The organism is Marinobacter sp. NFXS9, from assembly GCF_040148665.1.
GTDB lineage: Bacteria > Pseudomonadota > Gammaproteobacteria > Pseudomonadales > Oleiphilaceae > Marinobacter_A > Marinobacter_A mangrovi.
Genome location: NZ_JAGDDW010000008.1, coordinates 1 through 19,541 on the forward strand (window position 1 = coordinate 1; position 19,541 = coordinate 19,541).

General features: G+C 61.5%; 26 protein-coding genes. 16 read left to right on the forward strand and 10 right to left on the reverse strand.

The window, feature by feature from the left end; genetic code table 11:
• Positions 1-134: 134 nt before the first annotated feature.
• From J3364_RS13265 to J3364_RS13305, 9 genes are all read left to right on the forward strand, one after another.
• Positions 135-557 (forward strand): hypothetical protein, encoded by a 423-nt coding sequence (locus J3364_RS13265; RefSeq protein WP_349558810.1) that lies wholly within the window; start codon positions 135-137, stop codon positions 555-557.
• 151 nt (positions 558-708) lie between these two features.
• Positions 709-951, forward strand: a complete 243-nt coding sequence (locus J3364_RS13270; protein WP_123636482.1) for a type II toxin-antitoxin system Phd/YefM family antitoxin — start codon at positions 709-711, stop codon at positions 949-951.
• Complete coding sequence (locus J3364_RS13275) at positions 948-1,211, forward strand: Txe/YoeB family addiction module toxin (RefSeq protein ID WP_349558811.1); 264 nt, start codon at positions 948-950, stop codon at positions 1,209-1,211. The genes J3364_RS13270 and J3364_RS13275 overlap by 4 nt, the downstream gene beginning before the upstream one ends.
• A gap of 109 nt (positions 1,212-1,320) precedes the next feature.
• Positions 1,321-1,659 (forward strand): DUF2750 domain-containing protein, encoded by a 339-nt coding sequence (locus J3364_RS13280; RefSeq protein ID WP_349558812.1) that lies wholly within the window; start codon positions 1,321-1,323, stop codon positions 1,657-1,659.
• Positions 1,660-1,666: 7 nt separating this feature from the next.
• The gene (locus J3364_RS13285; RefSeq protein ID WP_349558813.1) at positions 1,667-2,065 is read left to right on the forward strand and encodes a hypothetical protein; all 399 of its coding nucleotides are present in this window, start codon (positions 1,667-1,669) and stop codon (positions 2,063-2,065) included.
• Between the two features lie 86 nt (positions 2,066-2,151).
• Entirely contained in the window at positions 2,152-2,544 is a 393-nt protein-coding gene (locus J3364_RS13290; RefSeq protein ID WP_349558814.1) for a hypothetical protein, read from the forward strand.
• 201 nt (positions 2,545-2,745) lie between these two features.
• A complete protein-coding gene (locus J3364_RS13295; RefSeq protein WP_349558815.1) occupies positions 2,746-3,123 on the forward strand; it encodes a nuclear transport factor 2-like protein in 378 nt (125 codons plus the stop codon).
• A 67-nt stretch (positions 3,124-3,190) separates the two neighbouring features.
• Positions 3,191-3,523, forward strand: a complete 333-nt coding sequence (locus J3364_RS13300; RefSeq protein ID WP_349559005.1) for a YnfA family protein — start codon at positions 3,191-3,193, stop codon at positions 3,521-3,523.
• Positions 3,524-3,637: 114 nt separating this feature from the next.
• Positions 3,638-4,036, forward strand: coding sequence for a GFA family protein (locus J3364_RS13305; protein WP_349558816.1), 399 nt, complete (start codon positions 3,638-3,640; stop codon positions 4,034-4,036).
• Between the two features lie 24 nt (positions 4,037-4,060).
• On the opposite strand, the gene J3364_RS13310 is transcribed toward J3364_RS13305, so the two are convergent.
• On the reverse strand, positions 4,061-5,044 hold the full coding sequence (locus J3364_RS13310) for a zinc-dependent alcohol dehydrogenase family protein (protein ID WP_349558817.1): 984 nt from the start codon (positions 5,042-5,044) through the stop codon (positions 4,061-4,063).
• A gap of 146 nt (positions 5,045-5,190) precedes the next feature.
• Between J3364_RS13310 and J3364_RS13315 the strand changes: the two genes are divergently transcribed.
• Entirely contained in the window at positions 5,191-5,415 is a 225-nt protein-coding gene (locus J3364_RS13315) for a hypothetical protein (protein WP_349558818.1), read from the forward strand.
• On the opposite strand, the gene J3364_RS13320 is transcribed toward J3364_RS13315, so the two are convergent.
• Positions 5,412-5,852, reverse strand: coding sequence for an RrF2 family transcriptional regulator (locus J3364_RS13320; RefSeq protein ID WP_349558819.1), 441 nt, complete (start codon positions 5,850-5,852; stop codon positions 5,412-5,414). The genes J3364_RS13315 and J3364_RS13320 overlap by 4 nt on opposite strands.
• Before the next feature lie 157 nt (positions 5,853-6,009).
• Here J3364_RS13320 and hmpA point away from each other — a divergent pair, with 157 nt between their 5' ends.
• From hmpA to J3364_RS13350, 6 genes are all read left to right on the forward strand, one after another.
• Positions 6,010-7,233 carry an NO-inducible flavohemoprotein gene (hmpA, locus tag J3364_RS13325; RefSeq protein ID WP_349558820.1) on the forward strand — a complete coding sequence of 408 codons (1,224 nt, stop codon included), beginning with the start codon at positions 6,010-6,012 and terminating at the stop codon, positions 7,231-7,233.
• Between the two features lie 256 nt (positions 7,234-7,489).
• Positions 7,490-8,509: a branched-chain amino acid aminotransferase gene (locus tag J3364_RS13330; RefSeq protein ID WP_349558821.1), complete on the forward strand. Its 1,020-nt coding sequence runs from the start codon at positions 7,490-7,492 to the stop codon at positions 8,507-8,509.
• A 161-nt stretch (positions 8,510-8,670) separates the two neighbouring features.
• A complete protein-coding gene (locus tag J3364_RS13335; RefSeq protein ID WP_349558822.1) occupies positions 8,671-9,459 on the forward strand; it encodes a sulfotransferase family 2 domain-containing protein in 789 nt (262 codons plus the stop codon).
• Positions 9,460-9,494: 35 nt separating this feature from the next.
• Positions 9,495-9,710 carry a hypothetical protein gene (locus tag J3364_RS13340; RefSeq protein ID WP_349558823.1) on the forward strand — a complete coding sequence of 72 codons (216 nt, stop codon included), beginning with the start codon at positions 9,495-9,497 and terminating at the stop codon, positions 9,708-9,710.
• 28 nt (positions 9,711-9,738) lie between these two features.
• Positions 9,739-10,209, forward strand: a complete 471-nt coding sequence (locus tag J3364_RS13345) for a protein tyrosine phosphatase family protein (RefSeq protein ID WP_349558824.1) — start codon at positions 9,739-9,741, stop codon at positions 10,207-10,209.
• Positions 10,210-10,300: 91 nt separating this feature from the next.
• Positions 10,301-10,969, forward strand: coding sequence for a substrate-binding periplasmic protein (locus J3364_RS13350; protein ID WP_349558825.1), 669 nt, complete (start codon positions 10,301-10,303; stop codon positions 10,967-10,969).
• Here J3364_RS13350 and J3364_RS13355 read toward each other — a convergent pair whose 3' ends face one another.
• The 8 genes from J3364_RS13355 to J3364_RS13390 form a co-directional block, all read right to left on the reverse strand.
• Positions 10,970-11,773, reverse strand: a complete 804-nt coding sequence (locus J3364_RS13355; protein ID WP_349558826.1) for a PaaX family transcriptional regulator C-terminal domain-containing protein — start codon at positions 11,771-11,773, stop codon at positions 10,970-10,972.
• A 96-nt stretch (positions 11,774-11,869) separates the two neighbouring features.
• Positions 11,870-12,907: a threonine aldolase family protein gene (locus tag J3364_RS13360; RefSeq protein WP_349558827.1), complete on the reverse strand. Its 1,038-nt coding sequence runs from the start codon at positions 12,905-12,907 to the stop codon at positions 11,870-11,872.
• Between the two features lie 28 nt (positions 12,908-12,935).
• Positions 12,936-14,231 (reverse strand): Xaa-Pro dipeptidase, encoded by a 1,296-nt coding sequence (gene pepQ, locus J3364_RS13365; protein ID WP_349558828.1) that lies wholly within the window; start codon positions 14,229-14,231, stop codon positions 12,936-12,938.
• The gene (locus J3364_RS13370) at positions 14,224-15,138 is read right to left on the reverse strand and encodes a LysR family transcriptional regulator (protein ID WP_349558829.1); all 915 of its coding nucleotides are present in this window, start codon (positions 15,136-15,138) and stop codon (positions 14,224-14,226) included. Before J3364_RS13370 ends, pepQ begins: the two co-directional genes overlap by 8 nt.
• 100 nt (positions 15,139-15,238) lie before the next feature.
• Positions 15,239-16,258, reverse strand: a complete 1,020-nt coding sequence (locus J3364_RS13375; protein ID WP_203142892.1) for an ABC transporter ATP-binding protein — start codon at positions 16,256-16,258, stop codon at positions 15,239-15,241.
• Positions 16,255-17,253 (reverse strand): ABC transporter ATP-binding protein, encoded by a 999-nt coding sequence (locus J3364_RS13380; protein WP_123636507.1) that lies wholly within the window; start codon positions 17,251-17,253, stop codon positions 16,255-16,257. Before J3364_RS13380 ends, J3364_RS13375 begins: the two co-directional genes overlap by 4 nt.
• Positions 17,254-17,256: 3 nt before the next feature.
• On the reverse strand, positions 17,257-18,201 hold the full coding sequence (locus tag J3364_RS13385) for an ABC transporter permease (RefSeq protein WP_349558830.1): 945 nt from the start codon (positions 18,199-18,201) through the stop codon (positions 17,257-17,259).
• The gene (locus J3364_RS13390; RefSeq protein WP_349558831.1) at positions 18,198-19,247 is read right to left on the reverse strand and encodes an ABC transporter permease; all 1,050 of its coding nucleotides are present in this window, start codon (positions 19,245-19,247) and stop codon (positions 18,198-18,200) included. Before J3364_RS13390 ends, J3364_RS13385 begins: the two co-directional genes overlap by 4 nt.
• Positions 19,248-19,541: the final 294 nt, after the last annotated feature.

A 19,541-nucleotide genomic window follows, 5' to 3' on the forward strand; every position in this document is an offset into this window, starting at 1 on the left:
AAACGGACGGCATTTACGCCTGATATTGGCTATTTTATGGTCAACCCCGGCGTTGCCGGATGAATCGGCAGAGACCGGTAAATTGCTGGCTGTCTGAAAACGGCGTTTTTGCAGGGGCGACTAAGTATCTCGACATGATTGAGATACAAGAAACCTATAAAGACTGCCTCAGGATAGTGATAGCTGAGGCTGGTGTATCTGATGTCGCCCCGGAAATATCATCAGATGAAGAGCCAAATAAGGCGCTACGAAAGTTATTGAACGAGAGTAGGCCCATAGAGGTAACCGACGACAGTGCCCGCTATGAAATTGTCTTCGATGACTACATAGCGTATGCAGTTACGAATGAAAGCTATGCTGGAGGCATCGAAGAGAAATTCGAGGGTAGGCTTGCACGAATTTACTCGGAGTCAGCGTTTCTAAACTATATTGGCCAAGGAACATTCGCTACGGCAGATTATCCGGGCCCGTTTGTACACTATGGCTTTTGCTGCCTAAACCAAATCATAGATGTTGTATCTGAAAGGCCACCAACGGTGAAATTGATCAATGCCTAACAAGGCCAGTCACGGCGACGTCTACTCCATTGCGGCTTCGCCTTCATTCCGCAGCCGCGCGTGCTGGCGGCATTATGCGTGGCGTTCGTCTTGACGTACGTACCTATAGGCGTACACTTTGATTAAAAGTTAAACACGCAAGAGGTGCGTCATGACCGGAATCACAGCAACTGAGGCGCGCAGCAACCTTTATCGGTTGATTGATGAAACTGCGGAGTCCCACCAACCGATCATCATCACGGGTAAGCGGAACAAAGCTGTTCTGGTATCCGAAGAAGACTGGTCTGCTATTCAGGAAACACTATACCTGCTCTCAGTACCAGGTATGCGGGAGTCTATTCGTGAGGGGATGGATACCCCCGTGGACGAATGCGATAAGGAGCTGGACTGGTGACATGGAAGTTGGTTTACACCAAGCAAGCCCAGAAAGATGCAAAGAAGTTGGCCTCCAGTGGCCTAAAACCAAAAGCCCAGGAACTCTTAGCGCTGATAGCGGATGATCCATACCGCAAGCCGCCTCCGTTTGAGAAGCTCATTGGTGATCTTGCGGGAGCCTATTCACGCCGAATCAATATTCAGCACCGTCTGGTTTACCAAGTGCTAGAGGACGAGCAAGTGGTAAAAGTCCTCAGGCTCTGGAGCCACTATGAATAATGCATAACCAGCCGCTGTTGCCGGACAATTTTTCCACCGCTTCGCGGCTCCAAAATTGCCTCAAAGCTTCGCGTTGCGTTTCGTCGTCGACAATGCATCGAGTATTTGAATGAATGTAGAAGTCATCGGTGATCGCGAATTTATCGCCTCCGTTCAGGAGCAAGATGGTGTTTGGGTGCTCATGGCTGGCCAATCACTTTATGCCTTACCAACAGAGGGCGGCAGGGCTCTTCCTGTTTGGTCGTCAGCAGAAAAAGCAGAAGTGTTTTCCGAGAAGTTGGGCCAAAAAGGGCTGTCATCGATGTTTGTCCCGATGAGCAATTTCCTGGGTACTGCCTGGTTGGGTTCGCCAAGCCTACAAATCGTCGATGTTTTGGCTTCGCCTCGCTACGGCCAAGAGTCTCTCACTTACACCGCAGACGAACTCAGTGCCAGACTCAAAACGTAACAGGTGGGTGAAGCTGACCGTGGACTTCCCCCAGCGCGGTAGCGCCTCCAAATTGGTCGATTCGCATGGTGTTAAATGTAAGGAAATGATGAACAACATTCCTCGCTTCAAAAAGGTAGAGGTCTTGGTATTGGGTGTTGTTATGCCCGTGGTGCTGATTAGTCACACGGTGCTGCTTCTGTCGAACGCTGAAGCAGTTTTCTTGGGGCGTGGTTCGAACGCTGTTTATCATGGCTCCGGTGCTTATCTGGTCTCACAGTTGTGGTTTGGTGTGGCGGGCCTGCTTGTCGGGCACTTTTGTCTTCGGACATACCAGATATTTTCACCGGCAAATCACAGGATGCTCATGTGGGTGTCGGCCATCCTGGTGCTGGTGGGCTTGGTCTCAGCTATTGTGCTGGTCTAGACATATAACAAGGGCCGTGGACTTCCCCAGGGGCTTCGTGTGAAGCGATACCAAACGCCCGTTGATGACAACAAAGGAGCAAAGGAATGCTGGACGTCATCTTCTTCGTCGTGTTCTTGATCGTTGCCGTTCGAATTGCACTGTCTGTCCGTCGGGAATCATCGATTTTTGACGAATTCCAAAGTCCCAAGAGCCTTGCCTGGTTCGTTCTTTTGTTGCCTCTCGCTCCGCTCGTGTTAGTTCTCCTTCCTTATCAAACCGGCTGGCTACCGGCGGCTATTCTGGCCATCGTTTGCTGTTTGCCGGCTTTGTTGGCGTCTCGCCGATGTATTGCGGTGCTTGAAACGTCGGGAACATCCCGGAGCGATGTGGCGCTCAAGTCTGCACATACCGCCTTCGGTGCGTCGCTTGCGGGTCTGATATACGTGGCTCTCTCCGTGGTGCTGATCGTCTATGTGAGTGGCCTTGGTCAGTCTTGATGGCCTGAGCAAAGGACGGAAGCCCGCCATCGATGGCTCTGTTGCTGATCAGCACCCTTGCCCCAGCACTGAAAATTAATCCCCAAAGACTCGTTGTCATCACCCCACTTCTGGTATACACGTGAAACGGATGCCGGAGTTTTGTAGCATTCACCTGAATCCAGACGTCCAAACCGCCCCCACAGGAAGTGGAGTCCACCTATGCAGCCAAAAGACATCGTGGCGCAGTTTATCGCCGATATTCAGGCCCAGCGTTTCGATGAGGCGAAGGCCCTGCTTGTTGATCAGGGGTTCGAGTATGTCGGGCCGAACATGCACTTGCTCAGCCGCGACGACATGCTGGCCTATCAGTTCGGCATGGCGGCCATCCAGAAAGACCTGATCGTGCGCCAGCTCAGTGCTGACGATGATCACGTCTTCGCGATCCTGGATTACCAGACTTATTTCGAGCCCATCGGGGATGTGCGACTGGCGGTCTGGTTCCGCGTCCGGGAGGATAAAATCCAGACCGTTGAAACCTTCTACAACGCCGCGGTGGTCGAGAACATGCTGGGCGGCAATCTTCCTTCGGCCGAGTAACGGCATCGGTTTTCCCAAGCTGTCCTGAGCGCTCCAGGCTGATTCGAACGACGATAGGTCAATGCTTTTGCCTGTGTTCAAAACACTCTTTCTCTTCCTGTTAACCGCCCTCGCGGAAATCATAGGCTGTTATCTGCCGTACCTGTGGCTGCGCGAGGGGAAGACGGCCTGGCTGCTGGTGCCGGGCGCGTTGAGCCTGGCGGCTTTCGCGTGGTTGTTGTCCCTTCATCCGACCGCGGCCGGTCGGGTATATGCGGCGTACGGGGGCGTCTACATCTTTGTCGCCATCCTGTGGCTCTGGGCGGTGGATGGCATCCGGCCGACCGTTTGGGATCTGGTCGGGGCCTGTGTGGCGTTGGCCGGTATGGCCATCATCATGTTTGCGCCCCGAGGCTCCTGATGCATCGTTCCGGGCAGAGTAAACCCATGGAAGCGGCTATTCAGGAAGAATCGATCGGCTGCGGGATAGCGGCCTGTGCTGCGTTATATTTGAACCTCGAAAAGGGAACTACCGATGATCCATAAAGGCAGCTGCCTTTGCGGCGGCGTGACTTATGAAATCCATGGTGAACTGACGGATGTACTGAACTGCCATTGTTCCATGTGCCGCAAACTGCACGCCTCGGCGTTTCGCACGCGGGCGAAGGTGAATGCGGCGGACTGGACGACGTTGACCGGCGCGGAGTTGATCACGTTCTTTGAATCGTCGCCCGGCGAGCACAAGGGATTCTGCTCGCGCTGCGGTTCCAGCCTGTATACCCGCTTTGATGAGCATCCCGACATTTACGGCTTCCCGCTGGGAACGCTGGATACGGACCCGGGCGTCAAAGCGGAGCGCCATGTGTTCGTGGGGAGCAAGGCGCCGTGGTTCGACATCACCGACGACCTGCCGCAAGCCGCTGAATACGATTGAGGCCGACCTGGTCGGCTGAGGCTGTCACAGCGTCAATACGGCGGAGCCATTGAAGCGTCCGGCTCGCAAATCATCCAGTGCCTCGTTCGCCCGCTCCAGGGGGTAGGTGTGGACGGTGGTTTCCACCGGAATCCGGGCCGCCAGGGGCAGGAAGGCTTCGCCGTCGCGCCGGGTCAGGTTGGCGATGGAACAGAGTTCCCGCTCGCCCCAGAGCAGGTCGTAAGGGAACGACGGGATGTCTGACATGTGGATGCCGGCACAGACGACGCGACCGCCCTTGCGCACGGTGTGCAAAGCCTCGGGCACCAGTTCGCCGGCCGGGGCGAAGATGATGGCGCCGTCCAGAAGGTGTGGGGGCGTCATGGATGCATCCCCGACCCAGGTCGCACCGAGGGACAGCGCAAACGATTTGGCCTCGGTATCCCCCGGCCGGGTGAAGGCGTAGACGGCCTGGCCGGCATGGCAGGCGACCTGGATCAGGATATGCGCCGCCGAGCCGAAACCGTACAGGCCGATGTGTTGGCCATCGCTGATCCGCTGGTAGGCTCGGTAGCCGATCAGGCCGGCGCAGAGTAATGGCGCGGCCTGCTGGTCGCTGAAGCCGTCGGGAATCGGGAAGCAGTAGCGAGCGTCGGCGACGGTATATTCCGCGAAGCCGCCGTTGATCTGGTAACCGGTGTAGCGGGCGTTGTCACAGAGGTTTTCCCGGTCGCTTTTGCAATAATCGCAGTGGCCGCAACTGCCGCCCAGCCAGGGCACGCCGATACGCTGGCCCACCTCGAAGCCGCGCACGTTGCGGCCGGTTCTGGAAACGATGCCCACGATCTGGTGGCCGGGAATCAGCGGAAGCACCGGTTCGGTCAGGTCGGCATCCACCACGTGAAGATCCGTCCGGCAGATGCCGCAGGCGCTCACTCGGATCTGCACCTGATGGTCGTCGGGTTTCGGGATCGGAACTTCCTCTAGGCGGAGGGGCTGGCGTTGCTGGTGGAGAACCATGGCACGCATGGGCGGTGCTTCCTGCAGACTGAAGGTTGAACCATCAGCCTAACGCCGGTGGGCGATGGGGATATTGCCCCGGATCAATCTCATGGCCGGTTGCCCGATTGTGGTCGATTTTCCATACTCGGGTTTCCAACCGCGAGGGCAGGCCCATGGAGTATCAGGACGAACGTGATTTTATCCCCGATGTGCGCGATGGGCTGAACCGCGTGGAACGGCTGATCCTTTACGTGCTCAGCGAGACCCAGAAGGAGTTGGGCGGGCGCAATGTCCCCACGGCCATGCTCTATGGCCGGGTGGTCGAGCACATCAACATGAGCGAAGCCGAGCTGCATGTGTTTCTTGACCGGCTCGGCGTCAAAGGCAACACTTTCTAACTCGCCGCCTGTTTCGCCAGCAGTCCCCGCAATTCCTGCCGGTTCTCCACCACATCCGACAGCATGTACCGGTCCAGCACGTCGATAAACGCCTGTAGCGCTTCCCCCAGCACGCCTTTCAGGGCGCAGCCGGGTTCGATGGGGCAGGTGGAATTCGGCCCGAAGCATTCCAGCAGCCGCAGGTTTTCCGTGTTGCGGACCACTTCCCCGATGTTGATCTCGTTGGGCGCCCGGGTGAGTTCCAGTCCGCCGCCGCGACCCCGATGACTGGTCAGGTAGCCCAGCTGCACCAGGGTGCGGGCCACTTTGGCCACGTGGTTGGCGGAAATCCCGTAATGCAGCGCGACATCCTGCACAGTGGCCGGCTCGGCGTCCGTACGCACCGCCATGTAGATGAGCAGGCGTAGGGAGTAATCAGTATGCGCGGTGAGTTGCATGCCTATTGACCTTTCATAATTTGGTAAATAATATGCCTATTTAAAGAGGTAAGTAAAATACCAATTTAAGCGGCGCGCCCGAATCGCGATCGCTTTGGTGTCCTTGAAACTTGTGTCCTTGAAACCGCGTGCTTTTGATCCAGAAAGGAGATCGGCCATGCTCAATCCCACCACCATCGATGTCATCAAACAGACCGTGCCTGTCCTGCAGGAACACGGCGAAACCCTGACCCGCCATTTTTACCAGCGGATGTTCAGCCACAATCCGGAAGTGAAAGCGTTCTTCAACCCGGCTCACCAACAGGCCGGCACCCAGCAGCGGGCCCTGGCCGGGGCAATCTGCGCCTACGCCCAGCACATCGACAACCCGGCGGCCCTGGCCGGTGCGGTGGAGCTGATCGCCCAGAAGCACGCGTCCCTGGGGATCAAGGCGGAGCATTATCCGATCGTGGGTGAGAACCTGCTGGCGTCCATCCGTGAGGTGCTGGGCGAGGCGGCCACCGACGACATCATCAACGCCTGGGGTGAAGCCTATGGGGTGCTGGCGGATCTCTTCATCCAGCGCGAAGGCCAGATTTACCAGCAGCAGGAAGACACCTACGGCTGGGAAGGCTTCAAGCCGTTCCTGGTGGAGAAGCGCGAGCGGTGCAGCGACAACATCGAATCCTTCTACCTGTGCCCGGCGGACGGTAGCCCGCTGGCGATGCACCAGCCCGGCCAGTACCTCACTGTGCGGATTCCACTGGCGGACGGCACGACCACCATGCGCAACTACAGCGTTTCCAACATGCCGGGTGAGCCCTGGTTCCGCATCAGCGTCAAACGCGAAACGGGTGATGGCGCGGGCCTGCCGGACGGTGTGGTGTCCAGTTACCTGCACGACAAACTGCGCACCGGTGACAGCATCGAGGTAGCACCGCCGGCCGGCGAGTTCACCCTGGACCTGCCGCAGGAAGCCGACAAGCCGCTGGTCTTCGTGGCCGGCGGCGTGGGCATCACCCCGCTGATGTCCATGCTGCAGGTGGCGCTGGACGAATCCCCGGCCCAGCGGCCGATCGTGTTTATCCAGGCGGCCCTGAACGGCGCGGTCCAGCCCTTCGCGACGGAGCTTGAGGCGCTGGAGAAGCAGTACGACAATCTCACCCTGCACGTGCGCTTCAGCGAGCCGCAGGCCGGTGAGCTGGTGGCCGGTCGTTGCGACAGCGAGGGCTTTGTGGACAACGCCTTGCTGGATGAACTGGTGGGCGGTGAAAAGGCGGCCTGGTACTTCTGCGGTCCGACGCCGATGCTCCAGCATGTGCGCCAGCTGTTGAAGCAACGTGGCGTGGCGGACGAAGACCAGCACTTCGAGTTCTTCGGCCCGGCCAAAGCCCTCGACTGAGGGGCGAACCGGACACCTCTCCCGTCCCGCGCCGGGCCGTTGCGATCCCGCGGCTGCCCGGCGTCCTGTCCTGATGCGGTACAGTTTCCCGCTTTTTGACGAAAAGATCATTTCCCAAATCAACTGTACCGGTCCCGATTTTGAATCTGTCTCTGTGCGGTTTGCGCTGCAGGTGGTATTTTGAACAGTTCCCCCGGCCCGTCTTGTAACCCGCCGGGTGGGTCTCGCCACGCCACCGTTTTATGAGGACAGATTGATGGAAGAGGTTGCTCCCGAAACCGCAACAGCCAAGACCGCCGCACCGTTCGGCACGGCGTTCACCAGCCAGATGACCCTGGCGCGTTACAGCGACGGTCAGTGGCAGGGCGTGGAAACCGTACCGGTGGGCCCGTTGCCCTTGCATCCGGCATCGCACGTGCTGCATTACGGGAGTACCTGTTTCGAAGGCCTGAAGGCGTATCGCATGCCGGACGGCGAGATCAAGATTTTCCGTCTCGACCAGCACATTGCCCGCTTTCAGCGCAGTGCCGCCCTGCTGTGCCTGCCGCAGCCGCCGGCGGATATGATGGAAGCCATGATCCGTGAGGTGGTGGCCCTGGGGCACGACGACATTCCCGACGCGCCGGGTGCCCTGTACCTGCGCCCGACACTGATCGGCACCGAAGAGAACATCGGCGCGGCCGGTGCGCCGTCGGCGGAAGCGATGGTGTACGTGCTGGCCTCGCCTGTGGGGGATTACTTCGCCGGTGGCCGGGGCCTGAACATCCTGATCGAGGATCAGGAAATGCGCAGCACGCCGGGCTTCGGCCAGGCCAAGACCGGTGGCAACTACGCCTCGGCCTTGCGCCACGTGATGCGGGCTAAGAAGGAGTTCAGTGCCGACCAGGTGCTGTTCTGCCCCAACGGCGACGTCCAGGAAACCGGCGCCTCCAACTTCTTCCTGATCGACGACAACCGGCTGCTCACCAAGCCGCTGGATCCGTCCTTCCTGCACGGCATCACGCGGGATTCGGTGATCACCCTGGCCCGGGACCTGGGCTACGAGGTCATCGAGCGTGACTTCACCGTGGACGAGATCAAGGACTGGATCCGCACCGGCGAGGCGGCCCTGTCCGGCACCGCGGCGGTGCTGTCCGGCGTTGGCGCTTTTATCCACGACGGCGAACGCTATCAGGTGGGCGACGGTGGCGTTGGTCCCAACACCCGCAAGCTGAGCGAAGCCCTGCGTGCACTGCAATCCGGTCGCACGCCGGATCGTTTCGGCTGGCTCAGCTAAAAGTCACATAACCCGCTAACGCGGGCGTCCAATCTGCAGACAAAGTGGCCGTGTCGTTCCTGACCACACTGGTCACACTGGTTTGCGCCGCTATCCTTGGCGGTGTGGGCAGGGGAGAGCGTGTTCTCCCCTGTTCATCCGCCAGATAGGGAGATTGGGCCATGAAACACGACATCTGGGAGAAACTGCCCTCCCACCTGTATTTGCAACTCAAACGCTGGGACTATCGCCTGAAGGCAAAGGAAGCCTTCGAGGTGGAACAGCAGCGGCGTACCACCGTGACCGAGGATGGCTTTTCCTACCGGTCGTTCGACGAACAGCAGGCGATCTTCGTACACATCCCCAAGTGTGCCGGCGACGCCATCAACCAGTGCCTGTTCGGCAACCGGGGTGGCGGTTACACCACGCTGGAGCAGTACCTCAACATCTTCGAACCCCGCTGCATCGCCGACTACTTCAAGTTCACCTTTGTCCGCAATCCCTGGGATCGGCTGGTGTCCGCTTACTTTTACCTGAAGCGCGGCGGTGCCGGTGAACAGGATCGCCACTGGTATGAAGACCACCTGAGCGGCTATGCCGACTTTGACGAGTTTGTGCGTCACTGGCTGACCCGCCGGCAGGTGCGCCAATGGCATCACTTCACGCCGCAGTACTACTACATGCTGGATCGGCGTGAGAAGGTGCGCCTGGACTTTGTCGGCTTTGTCGAGAATATCGAGGCCGACTTCGCCCACGTCGCCGACCGCATCGGGGTGGATGCCCGGCTGAGCGAAGCCGCCACCGGGCATCACGCGGATTACCGGGACTACTACACGCCCCAGACCCGCGACATCGTTGCCGAGGTCTATGCGGAGGATATAAGGTTGCTCGGGTACAGCTTTGATAACGGCAACCTGCCCCAGCAGATCGCCAGTCGGGACAGCGGCCGGATCTACACGTTGCGTTCCTGAGGCACGATGGCGCTGGTGGCCAACCGGAGTGCGCCATGGCGATGAGCCTGAATGAAGTGGGACTGATCGCTGCTGCCTGCATGCTGATCGGCGGCAGTTTGAGTTTTTACCTGGGGCGGCGCAAGACCCGGACGCCGTTTCTTGTGGGCATCATCGGCACCTTTTTGTCGCTGATCCCGGTCCTGGGCCTGATCTATTTGGCGGTGCTCAGCGTGCGGCCGGATGTCAGCTCCGATAAACCGGCTGAATGATCCGCCAACCCATCACAGGGAGCCTGCCATGGATCGCATCTTCAATTTCGTGCCGCTCACGGAGCATTTCGGGACCGCGGGCCAGCCCACGCCGGAGCAGTTTGCCCTGATCGCGCGCCATGGCTATACGACGGTCATCAATCTGGCCATGCCGGACCATCCCCGGGCCCTGACCAACGAAGGGGAACTGGTCACCCGTGAAGGCATGTCCTACCTGCACCTGCCGGTGCCGTTCGATGCGCCGCAACCCAGCCATGTGCGACGATTCTGCCGGCTGTTGCAGGCCTTGCGCGTCGATGACCCAGAACAGAAAATCTTTATCCACTGCATCATGAACTACCGGGTGTCGGCCTTCATGTGCCATTACCTGCACCTGGTTGAAGGCCATGACGCCGAGGCGGCCCGCTCGCCCCTGTTCGGGCAGTGGCAACCCAATGCGACCTGGCAGGCACTGCTGGCCTGGGATCGGGACGACATAGGTCTGTGGCCGTTGTCCTGACGGGGGGCCGGTATACGACTGAAGGCCAGCGTCGCACCCGTCAGCGGGCTGGTAAGATGACCGATACGCTATCCAACCGAGGCCCTGATCCATGGCGATTCCTGCTGTTTTACATCGCCGCTTGCGGGCGGCTGTTGCCGGCCTTTGCCTGCTGGGTGCCAGCAGCCTGGCCTCGGCGGAATCGCTGCATCTGGTGACCGAAGCCTGGCCGCCGTTGGTGGACCAGCAGGACGGCCGGCCCAGCGGCCCGCTCTGGTCGGTGACCGAAGCGGTGTTCGAGCGCATGGGATACGACTCCCAGTTGGTGTTCGTTCCCTGGAAGCGGGCGCTGGATCTGGTGGCCCGCAATCGCGCCGATGCGGTGGTCGGAGCTGGCAAGACGAAGGACCGGGTGCGCCTGTTCCAATACCCGGACGAGCCCCTGGCCAACAGTGAAACCACCCTGTTTTCCAATCGCAAAGAGCCCGTGCAATTCACCGACTTTGATGCGTTGGCTGGCAAGACCATCGCCCTGTCCTCAGGGTATTCCTACACCCCGGAAATCTGGTCGGCACCGGGGGTGACACGGGAAGAGGTGCGCGATATCCGGTCCGGCCTGCAGATGGTGGCGCTGGGGCGCGTCGATGCGTTTGTCGCTAACCGGCAGGTGGGCTGGTACGAGGCCAATCGGCTGGGGCTGGCGGACAAGCTGACGGCCTTTCGCCAGACGGCGGACTATCGACGCCTGATGGCCGATTTTTCGGCTCCGGAAGCGGAATAGTCAGGCGGGCGCCGTGGCCCCGGAGCTGAGGTGATAGAGCCGGCGCCAGATGGCGTGGCCGGTCTGGTCGAAGGCGAGCAGGGTATCCAAAAAGGTCTGGCGGGCGGTGGTGTCGATCATCGGTGCCGGCAATAACGGGTCGAACACGATCTGACGAATGGCCCGATCGCCGATCACAAACGACTCCCGGGCCGCGGCGTCGGGCTCCAGCCGGTCGGCCTTGTCCAGCCACTTTTTCAGACGGCTGGCGGAATCCCGGTAACGCTGTTCCAGGGCGCTGGTGTCCCAGAGGCGCTGGGCGAGCCCGGCGTGGTGGTCGTCCAGGTCACTGAGCAGGAACACCGGGGCGCTGCTTTCCAGCCCCAGTCGATAGAGCCGCTCACGAATGCCGGTCACACCGCCGCTCAGGTTATCCGGCCGGATAAACAGATCCCGGCTCAGTTCCCGGAACCCGTTCATTTCCAGCGCCCGGTTGCGCCGGCGCAGGGCCGGTTTGTCGCTGCGACCCAGTCCACCCACGTGCGCGCCGATCCAGTGACCGCTCCAGTTTTCCAGGCGCTGCAGGGCAGTGCGCCAGCGACGCAGGTCGTCCGCGAGTTGGTGGGCGCGGTCGGTGAGCTGGTATTGGCCGCGACCACAGGATTCGATCAAGCCGTCGCCTGACAGTCGGGTCAGGGCCACCCGGGTGCTGTTGCTGGTGACCCCGAACAGGTCGCACATGCTGATGGCATCCCGAACCTGCAGGACATCTTCATCCATGGCGGTCATCAGGTTCATGATCAGGCGCTGGGGTTTGGGCTTCACGGGACTTCCTCTCCGGTCCAGAAGGCATTCCTGGCGCCGAGCATCAGGGCGCCGGGTCCGCAGATTAACATGGCCGCCCCGGTCGCTGTACCGACGTCAGCGATGGCGCATGACATCGCCGATATCGTGGACCAGCTGATCCACCCGCGCCAGGGTGCTGGACCAGGAGCAGACAAAGCGGGCGGCGCCGCCGATAAAGGTGTAGAAGTGCCAGCCCCGGTCCCGCAGGGCGGTCTGGACGTCTTCCGGCAGCTCTACGAAAACGGCGTTGGATTGCCGCGGGAAGCACAGTTCCAGTCCGTCGATCTGGCGGATGCCGGCTTCCAGGCGCTCGGCGCAGGCGTTGGCGTGGGCCGCGTTTTTCAGCCAGGTGTCGTCTTCCAGCAGGCCGCACCAGGGTGCGGAGATGAAACGCATCTTCGAGGCCAGTTGCCCGGCCTGCTTGCAGCGCCACTCGAAGTCCTCGGCCAGCTGGCGGTTGAAAAACAGGATCGCCTCGCCCACCGCCAGGCCGTTCTTGGTGCCGGAGAAGCACAGCACGTCGACACCCGCTTTCCAGGTGATCTCGGCCGGGGTGGCGTCCAGCGCGGCGGCCGCATTGGCAAAACGGGCGCCGTCCATGTGGATACGCAGCCCGTAGCGGTCGGCGACTTCGCGAATCGCCTTGAGTTCCTCGATGCTGTACAGCGTGCCCACTTCGGTGGACTGGGTGAGGGTGATCACCCGCGGCTTGGGGTAGTGGATGTCCGTGCGCCGGGTCACCATGCGCTCGATGCTCTCGGGCGTCAGCTTGCCGTTGGGGCCGTCGCCCACCAGCAGCTTGGAGCCGTTGGAGGCGTATTCCGGCCCGCCGCACTCGTCGGTTTCCACATGGGCCAGTTCGTGGCAGATCACGCTGTGGAACGACTGGCACATGGCAGCCAGGCTCAGGGAGTTGGCGGCCGTGCCGTTGAATACGAAGAACACCTCGCAGTCCGACTCGAACGTTTCGCGAAGGCGATCTGCCGCCATCTGCGTCCACGGGTCTTCACCATAGGCGCTGGCGTCGCGCTCATTGGCGCGGGCCATGTAATCCACGGCCTCGGGGCAGATTCCGGCGTAGTTATCACTGGCGAACTGTTCGTGGTGCGGCATGGGACTCCTCATGGCGATCGTGTCCGGTTCAGACGGGCAGGTGGGTGCGGGTGAGGTTGCGGGCGCCGGCTTCAGTGACCAGCACGTTGTCCTCGATGCGGATGCCACCGCAGCCGCGCAGCTCGTCGATCAGGCTCCGGTTCAGATACTGGCCGTCGGCGCTGTCCAGCAGCGGATCGAGCAGGGACGGGATAAAGTAGAGACCGGGTTCGATGGTCACCACCATACCCGGCTTCAGACTGTGCGTCAGTCGGAGAAAAGGCGCATGCTCGGGCGCCGGGCGCGGCTTGCCGGCCACGTCATGCACCTGGATCCCAAGGAAGTGGCCGAGCCCGTGCGGGAAAAAGGCGCGGGTGATGCCCTTGGCCACCATGGCGTCGTCGTCGATGTCCTGGACCAGTTCGCTGGCCTTGAGCAGCGCCGCCAGGCCCAGGTGGGCGCGCTGGTGCAGCTCGATGTAATCCACGCCCGGGGCGACCGCATCACACAGTCGCTTCTGCAGGCTTTCCAGGCCGGCGATCAGGGCGCCGAACCGGTTTTCGCCAGGCGCGGCGGTGGTGCGGGTGATGTCCGAGCAGTAACCGCGGTAACGAACGCCGGCGTCGATCAGCAGGCTGCGAGGGCGCCGGGGTGTGAGGCTGTCGTAATGCTGGTAATGCAGCGTGCCGGCGTGTTCGTTGAGGCCGATGATGCTGTGGTACGGCGCCTGGGCTTCCCGCTGGCCGGTGGCCTGCTGGTAGGCCAGGTTGATCTCGAACTCGCTGGCGCCGGCCAGGAAGGCGTCGCGGGCGGCGTTATGGCCGCGGGCGGCGATGGCGCTGGCCTGGTCCATGCAGGCGACTTCGTAAGCGGTCTTGATGACCCGCAGGTTGTCCAGGGCGGCCTGCAGGCTGGGCGGGTTGGCGTCGCCCGGTGCGCGGTTGATCTGCGCCGGGTCGCCGATCACGGCCAGGCGTTCGGGATAGACGATGTCGGGCGCGTCGATGCCGGCCTGGCCGGTCACCTCGATCAGCCGGGTCCAGCCTTCATCCGGAATCGGCGTGACGGCGTGCCAGAAGTCCACCGGGGCGTGCAGCCACAGGCGGACGCGGCCGTCTTTCTCCACCAGCAGCCAGCTGTGCTCGACGTCGGAGAGTCCGATCCAGTGCAGGAAATGGCCGTAGCCGTGGTGGTGATGGGCCTGGTCGTCGGCGTAGCGCATCGGCGCCGCCCCTGAACTGATCAGGACGCCGTCGTATCCCTGCTGGCTGAGGATGTCCGCATAGGCGGACTGCAGGTGTTCGATGTGTTCCGCTTGCAGGGTGGCGAGGCGACTGTCAGGCATACTGTTTCACCAGTTCATTCCAGAGCGTGAGTGTGTCGTCGGCGCGAGGTTGGCGCAGACGGATGAGCCGGATATCCACGAACACATCCCAGGTCTCGTCGCCGGCGCGCACCAGCTGGCCAAAGTGTTCGCTTTTCTCGCCCATCCGGTAGGGCAGCCAGCCCATGCCAAACCCCTGCTTGACCAGGGCCTTGACGCTGGCAGAGTGCGTGTTTTCATTCAGCGGCAGCAGGTGCGCCTGGGGATCGGTGCGCCCCAGGTGCGACAGGATCGCCGACGCCAGGAAGCCGCGCGGGTGATAGGCGATCACAGGTACCGGCTGTTCCGGCGTCCCGGGCAGCGTGAAGCGGGGTTCGCCGCTGTCCTGGCTGATGGTGAAGGGCGTTACCCGCTCCTTTTCCAGTGTCAGCCACTCGTAGCGCGCCGGATTCAGTCGGCTGCTCCACGGCAGGTTGTCGTGCCAGTAGCACAGCACCATGTCCACTTCGCCGTTATCCAGCGCATCCAGGAAATCCTCGCCCACCCAGTTGGTGGACTTGAGGTTGATCTCCAGCCGGTCGCGCATCCCGGTGCGTTCCACCCACCCGGAAAAGAAATGGGAGAACAGACCCTGGGTGGAGCCGACGCTGATACGGGTCGCGGCGTCGGCTTCCAGGGCCGTGATCTGGTCACGGGTGTCGCGCACGTCGCGGGTGATGCGCTCGCACATCTCCAGGAACACTTCACCCGCCGGAGTCAGCGACAACGGCAGGGTCTGGCGGTTGATGAGCGTGGTGCCCATCGCCTCTTCCAGCAGTTTGATGCGCCGGCTGAAGGTCGGTTGGCTGACGTGCTGCATTTCCGCGGCACGCGAGAAATGCTGCGTCCGCGCCAGCGCCATAAAGTCTTCCAACCAGCGTACTTCCATGCCTCGATTACCTGATGTGTGTGTTCACTATCTTGCACCTCAACGATACGCACCGTTGGCGTCATAACGATGAGTCACAGAACACTAATATAGACGGCCTCTACAAACGGCCTTCCTCGACGGCATGACACGCCACCTGCGCACCGCCATCGGTGGCAATCAGGTTCGGCACTTCAGTCCGGCAACGTTCGTTGGCATAAGGGCAGCGACCGTGGAACACGCAGCCTGACGGCAGGTTCACCGGCGTCGACACCTCACCGTGCAGGCGGATGTGGTTCGGGCGGTCGTCCTCCAGCCGCGGAATGGCCGACAGCAGCGCCTGGGTGTACGGGTGGCGCGGGCTGTCGAACAGCGTCTTGGTGTCCGCCAGTTCGCACACGGTGCCCAGGTACATGACCGCCACGCGGGTGCCGAAGTGTTCCACCACCGACAGGTCGTGGGTGATGAACAGGTAGGTCAGCCCGCGATCTTCCTGGGCGTCCATCATCAGGTTCAGGACCTGGGCCTGGATGGACACGTCCAGGGCGGAGATGGGTTCGTCGGCGACGATGAATTCCGGATCCACCGCCAGGGCGCGCGCAATGGCGATTCGCTGGCGCTGGCCGCCGGAGAACTCGTGGCCGAAGCGTTTGCCCCAGTCCGGATCGATCCCGACCGACTGCATCACGTCGTAGACCTTGTCCTGTACGGTCTGGCGGTTCCAGTCCGGATGGTGGAAGCGGATCGGTTCTTCCAGGGTCTGCTGGATCGTCATGCGCGGATTCAGCGACGCGTAGGGGTTCTGGAAGATCATCTGCATCTTGCGGCGATAGGGCAATACGGTCTTACCGTCAAGATCGTCGATGCGCTGGCCGTCGTAGTGGATCTCGCCGCCGGATGGCGACAGCAGCCCCATCACGGTGCGCGCGACGGTGGACTTGCCGCAGCCGGATTCGCCCACCACACACAGGGCCTCGCCCTTCTGGACCTCCAGGTTAACGCCGTTGATGGCGTGCACGTATTCCTGGTGCCGGGTGAAGCGGCCGTTGCGGAAGCGCAGCTGCTCCAGGAAGTTGCCGGACAGATCGAAGCGTTTCTCCAGATCCCGGATTTCGACTAACGGTTTTGCCGGGGCATTCATGACGTCATCTCCCGCTGTTGTTGCTCTTCCTCGATCAGCTTGCGCACCTCATGGCAGGCCACATCGACGTTGCCGGAGGTCACATACTCCGGCATCTCCTGCTTGCACAGATCGGTGGCGAACTGGCAGCGCGGATGGAACGGACACCCGGTGGGTATCCGGTTCAGCGAGGGCATGGCGCCCGGAATCTGATACAGGCGACGGCCCGGTTCCCCCATCTGCGGCAGGGCGTTGATCAGGCCCTGGGTGTAGGGGTGCTGGGCGTCGTTGATGATTTCCTTGGTCGGGCCCTGTTCGATGATGCGCCCGGCGTACATGACCAGCATGTTCTGGGTGACCTGCGACACCACACCCAGGTCGTGGGTAATCAGCATCAGGGCCACGTTGCGCTGCTCGCACAGCTCCAGCAGCAGGGCCATGATTTCCGCCTGGATGGTCACGTCCAGGGCGGTGGTCGGCTCATCGGCGATGATGATTTCCGGGTCCAGCAGCAGGGCGATGGCGATGATCACCCGCTGGCGCATGCCGCCGGACAGCTCGTGCGGGTACTGGTCCAGCCGCTTGTCCGGGGACGGGATCTGCACCTGCTTAAGCCGGTCCAGTGCAATTTGCCGGGCCGCCTTGGTGCTGATGCGCCGATGCGCCTTGAGCGCCTCGACCATCTGATTGCCGATGGTCAGGACCGGGTTCAGGGTCATCATCGGGTCCTGGAAAATCATGGCGATGCGGTTGCCGCGGATCTTGCGCAGCTCGCGGTCGCTCATGGCCGCCAGGTTCTTGCCTTCGAACAGGATCTCGCCGCCGGCGATGTAGCCGGGACGGGCGATCAGGTTGAGGATGGAGAAGGCCGCGACGGATTTACCGGCGCCGGATTCCCCGACCAGACCCAGCCGCTCGCCCTTGTCCAATGAGAAGCTGATCTTGCGCAGGGCCTTGAGGTCGCCGCCACGCACCGCAAAGCGGACATCGAGATTCTTAACTTCCAGCAGTGCCATGGTTTACCCCTTGTACAGTCTTGGGTTCATCACATCACGCAGCCAGTCACCCAACAGGTTGATGACCAGCACGAGGACCACCAGCACCAGGCCGGGAATCAGCGTGATCCACCAGGAACCGCTCTGGATGTAATCAAAGCCGGATTTGATCAGTGAGCCCAGCGACGGCTGGGTCTCCGGCATGCCCAGGCCGAGGAACGACAGCGCCGCCTCGGAGATGATCGCGTTGGCGATCTGCACCGTGCCGATGACGAAAATCGGCGACAGGGTGTTGGGCAGGATGTGCCGGAACATGATGCGGTTGGTGCGGTAGCCCATCACCTTGGCCGCATCCACGTATTCCTTCTTTTTCTCGGCGAGCACGGACGCACGTACGGTGCGTGCGATCTGCGGCCACTCGGCCACGCCGATGATCAGGATCAGCAGGTAGATGGCGATCTCGCCGAACATCAGGTTGCCGAAGCTCGCCTTGAACACGGCACCGACGATGATGGCGACCATCAGCGTGGAGAAGGACAGCTGCACGTCGGCGATGCGCATCAGGATGGAATCCACACGACCACCCAGGTAGCCGGCCAGCAGGCCGAACAGGATGCCTAGCGCCGCCTGGAGGATCACGGCACCGAAGCCGATCAGCAGCGACACGCGGGTGCCGTAGAGGATGGTGGATAGCAGGTCGCGGCCCTGGGCGTCGGTGCCCAGCGGGAACGACGGGTCACTGCCGTCCATCCAGACCGGTGGCAGTTCGGAGTTCATGATGTTGATGGTGGCCAGATCGTACGGATCATGGGGGGCCAGCAGCGGCGCCAGGAAGGCGGCAGCCGCAATCAGCATGAACACGATGAAACTGACGATGGCGACTTTGTCGCGCTTGAAGCTGTACCAGAGGAACGACTCCCGGAACCGGCTCCAGCGGGACGCGTTTGCGGTGGCGGTTGCTGTGGTCATGCCTTCTTACCTGTCAGTTTGACGGTCGGGTTCACCAGGCCATAGACCAGGTCAACCACCGTGTTGGTGATCACGAAAATCAGGCCCACGACCATGAGGTAGGCCACGATCAGGGGAATGTCGCTGCGGGTGATGGCCTCGAGGAACATCAGGCCCACACCCGGCCACTGGAACACCGTCTCGGTCAGGATGGTGTAGGCCACCATGATGCCGATCTGGACCCCGCCGACGGTGATCACCGGCAGCATGGTGTTCTTCAGCGCGTGCAGGAAGTTGATGCGCCAGGGCGAGATGCCCTTGGCCTGGGCGTAGCGGATGTAGTCGCTCTGCAGCACTTCCATCATTTCCGCGCGGATCAGGCGGATGAACAGCGGCAGCATGATCGACGCCAGCGACACCGCCGGCAGCAGCAGGTGCAGCAGGCCGTCCCAGGAGAAGAAGTTGGAATCCCAGGTGCCGAACAGGTGCGTCAGCTCCTGCCCGCGGCCGTAGGAGGGCATGCCGCCGTCGGTGGAGAAGAAATCGTTCAGCCATTGGCCCCAGCCGGTGTCCGCCGGGAACCAGTCCACCGTCACGCCGATGGAGAACAGCTGGATCAGGACGATGGCCGTGAGGAAGACCGGGATCGAGATCCCGACGGTGCTCACGCCCATGAAGAATTTCGACAGCCAGGCCCGGGGGCGGATGGCGGCGTAGACCCCGATGGGGATCGACAGGAAGATGATCATCAGACTGGCGGCAATGACCAGCTCCAGGGTGGCGGGCAGGTGATCCATGATCACGTCGAGCGTCGGCTCGCCGTAGAAATAGGAGTTGCCCAGATCGCCCTGGACCGCATTGGTCGCAAAGCGTGCGTATTGCACGACGATGGGATCGTTCAGCCCGAGATCCTCTCGCAGCTGTTCCCGCTCGGCGTCGGATACGGACTGGCCGACCATCTGTCGAAGCGGATCGCCCAGGCCATCCTGGATGGCGAAGCTGATCATGCTGATGACGAACATGACCAGGATGGCCTGGCCAATTCGCTGAACCAAAAAAGCTAACATGGGGTACACCGATAGCTGGCTTGGGCTTCACAGACGCTCGTGACGGCTGCTGGCCCGGGTTGTTTTGATTAACGGCTGTCTTGCTCTCTGTTTAGAGCCGCTGGAAACCCCCTCTCCCCCAGCCCCTCTCCCTCCAGGGGAGAGGGGAGGTTGAAACCCGAGTAAGCGGGCCTGTAAGCCTCTCTCCCCTGGTGGGAGAGAGGTTTGGAGAGAGGGGGTGCAGGCCGTTGGCCTGCCCAGTGTTCGCTCTGGATACAAAAACCGGGCCCCAGCGAGATGCTGAGGGCCCGGCTT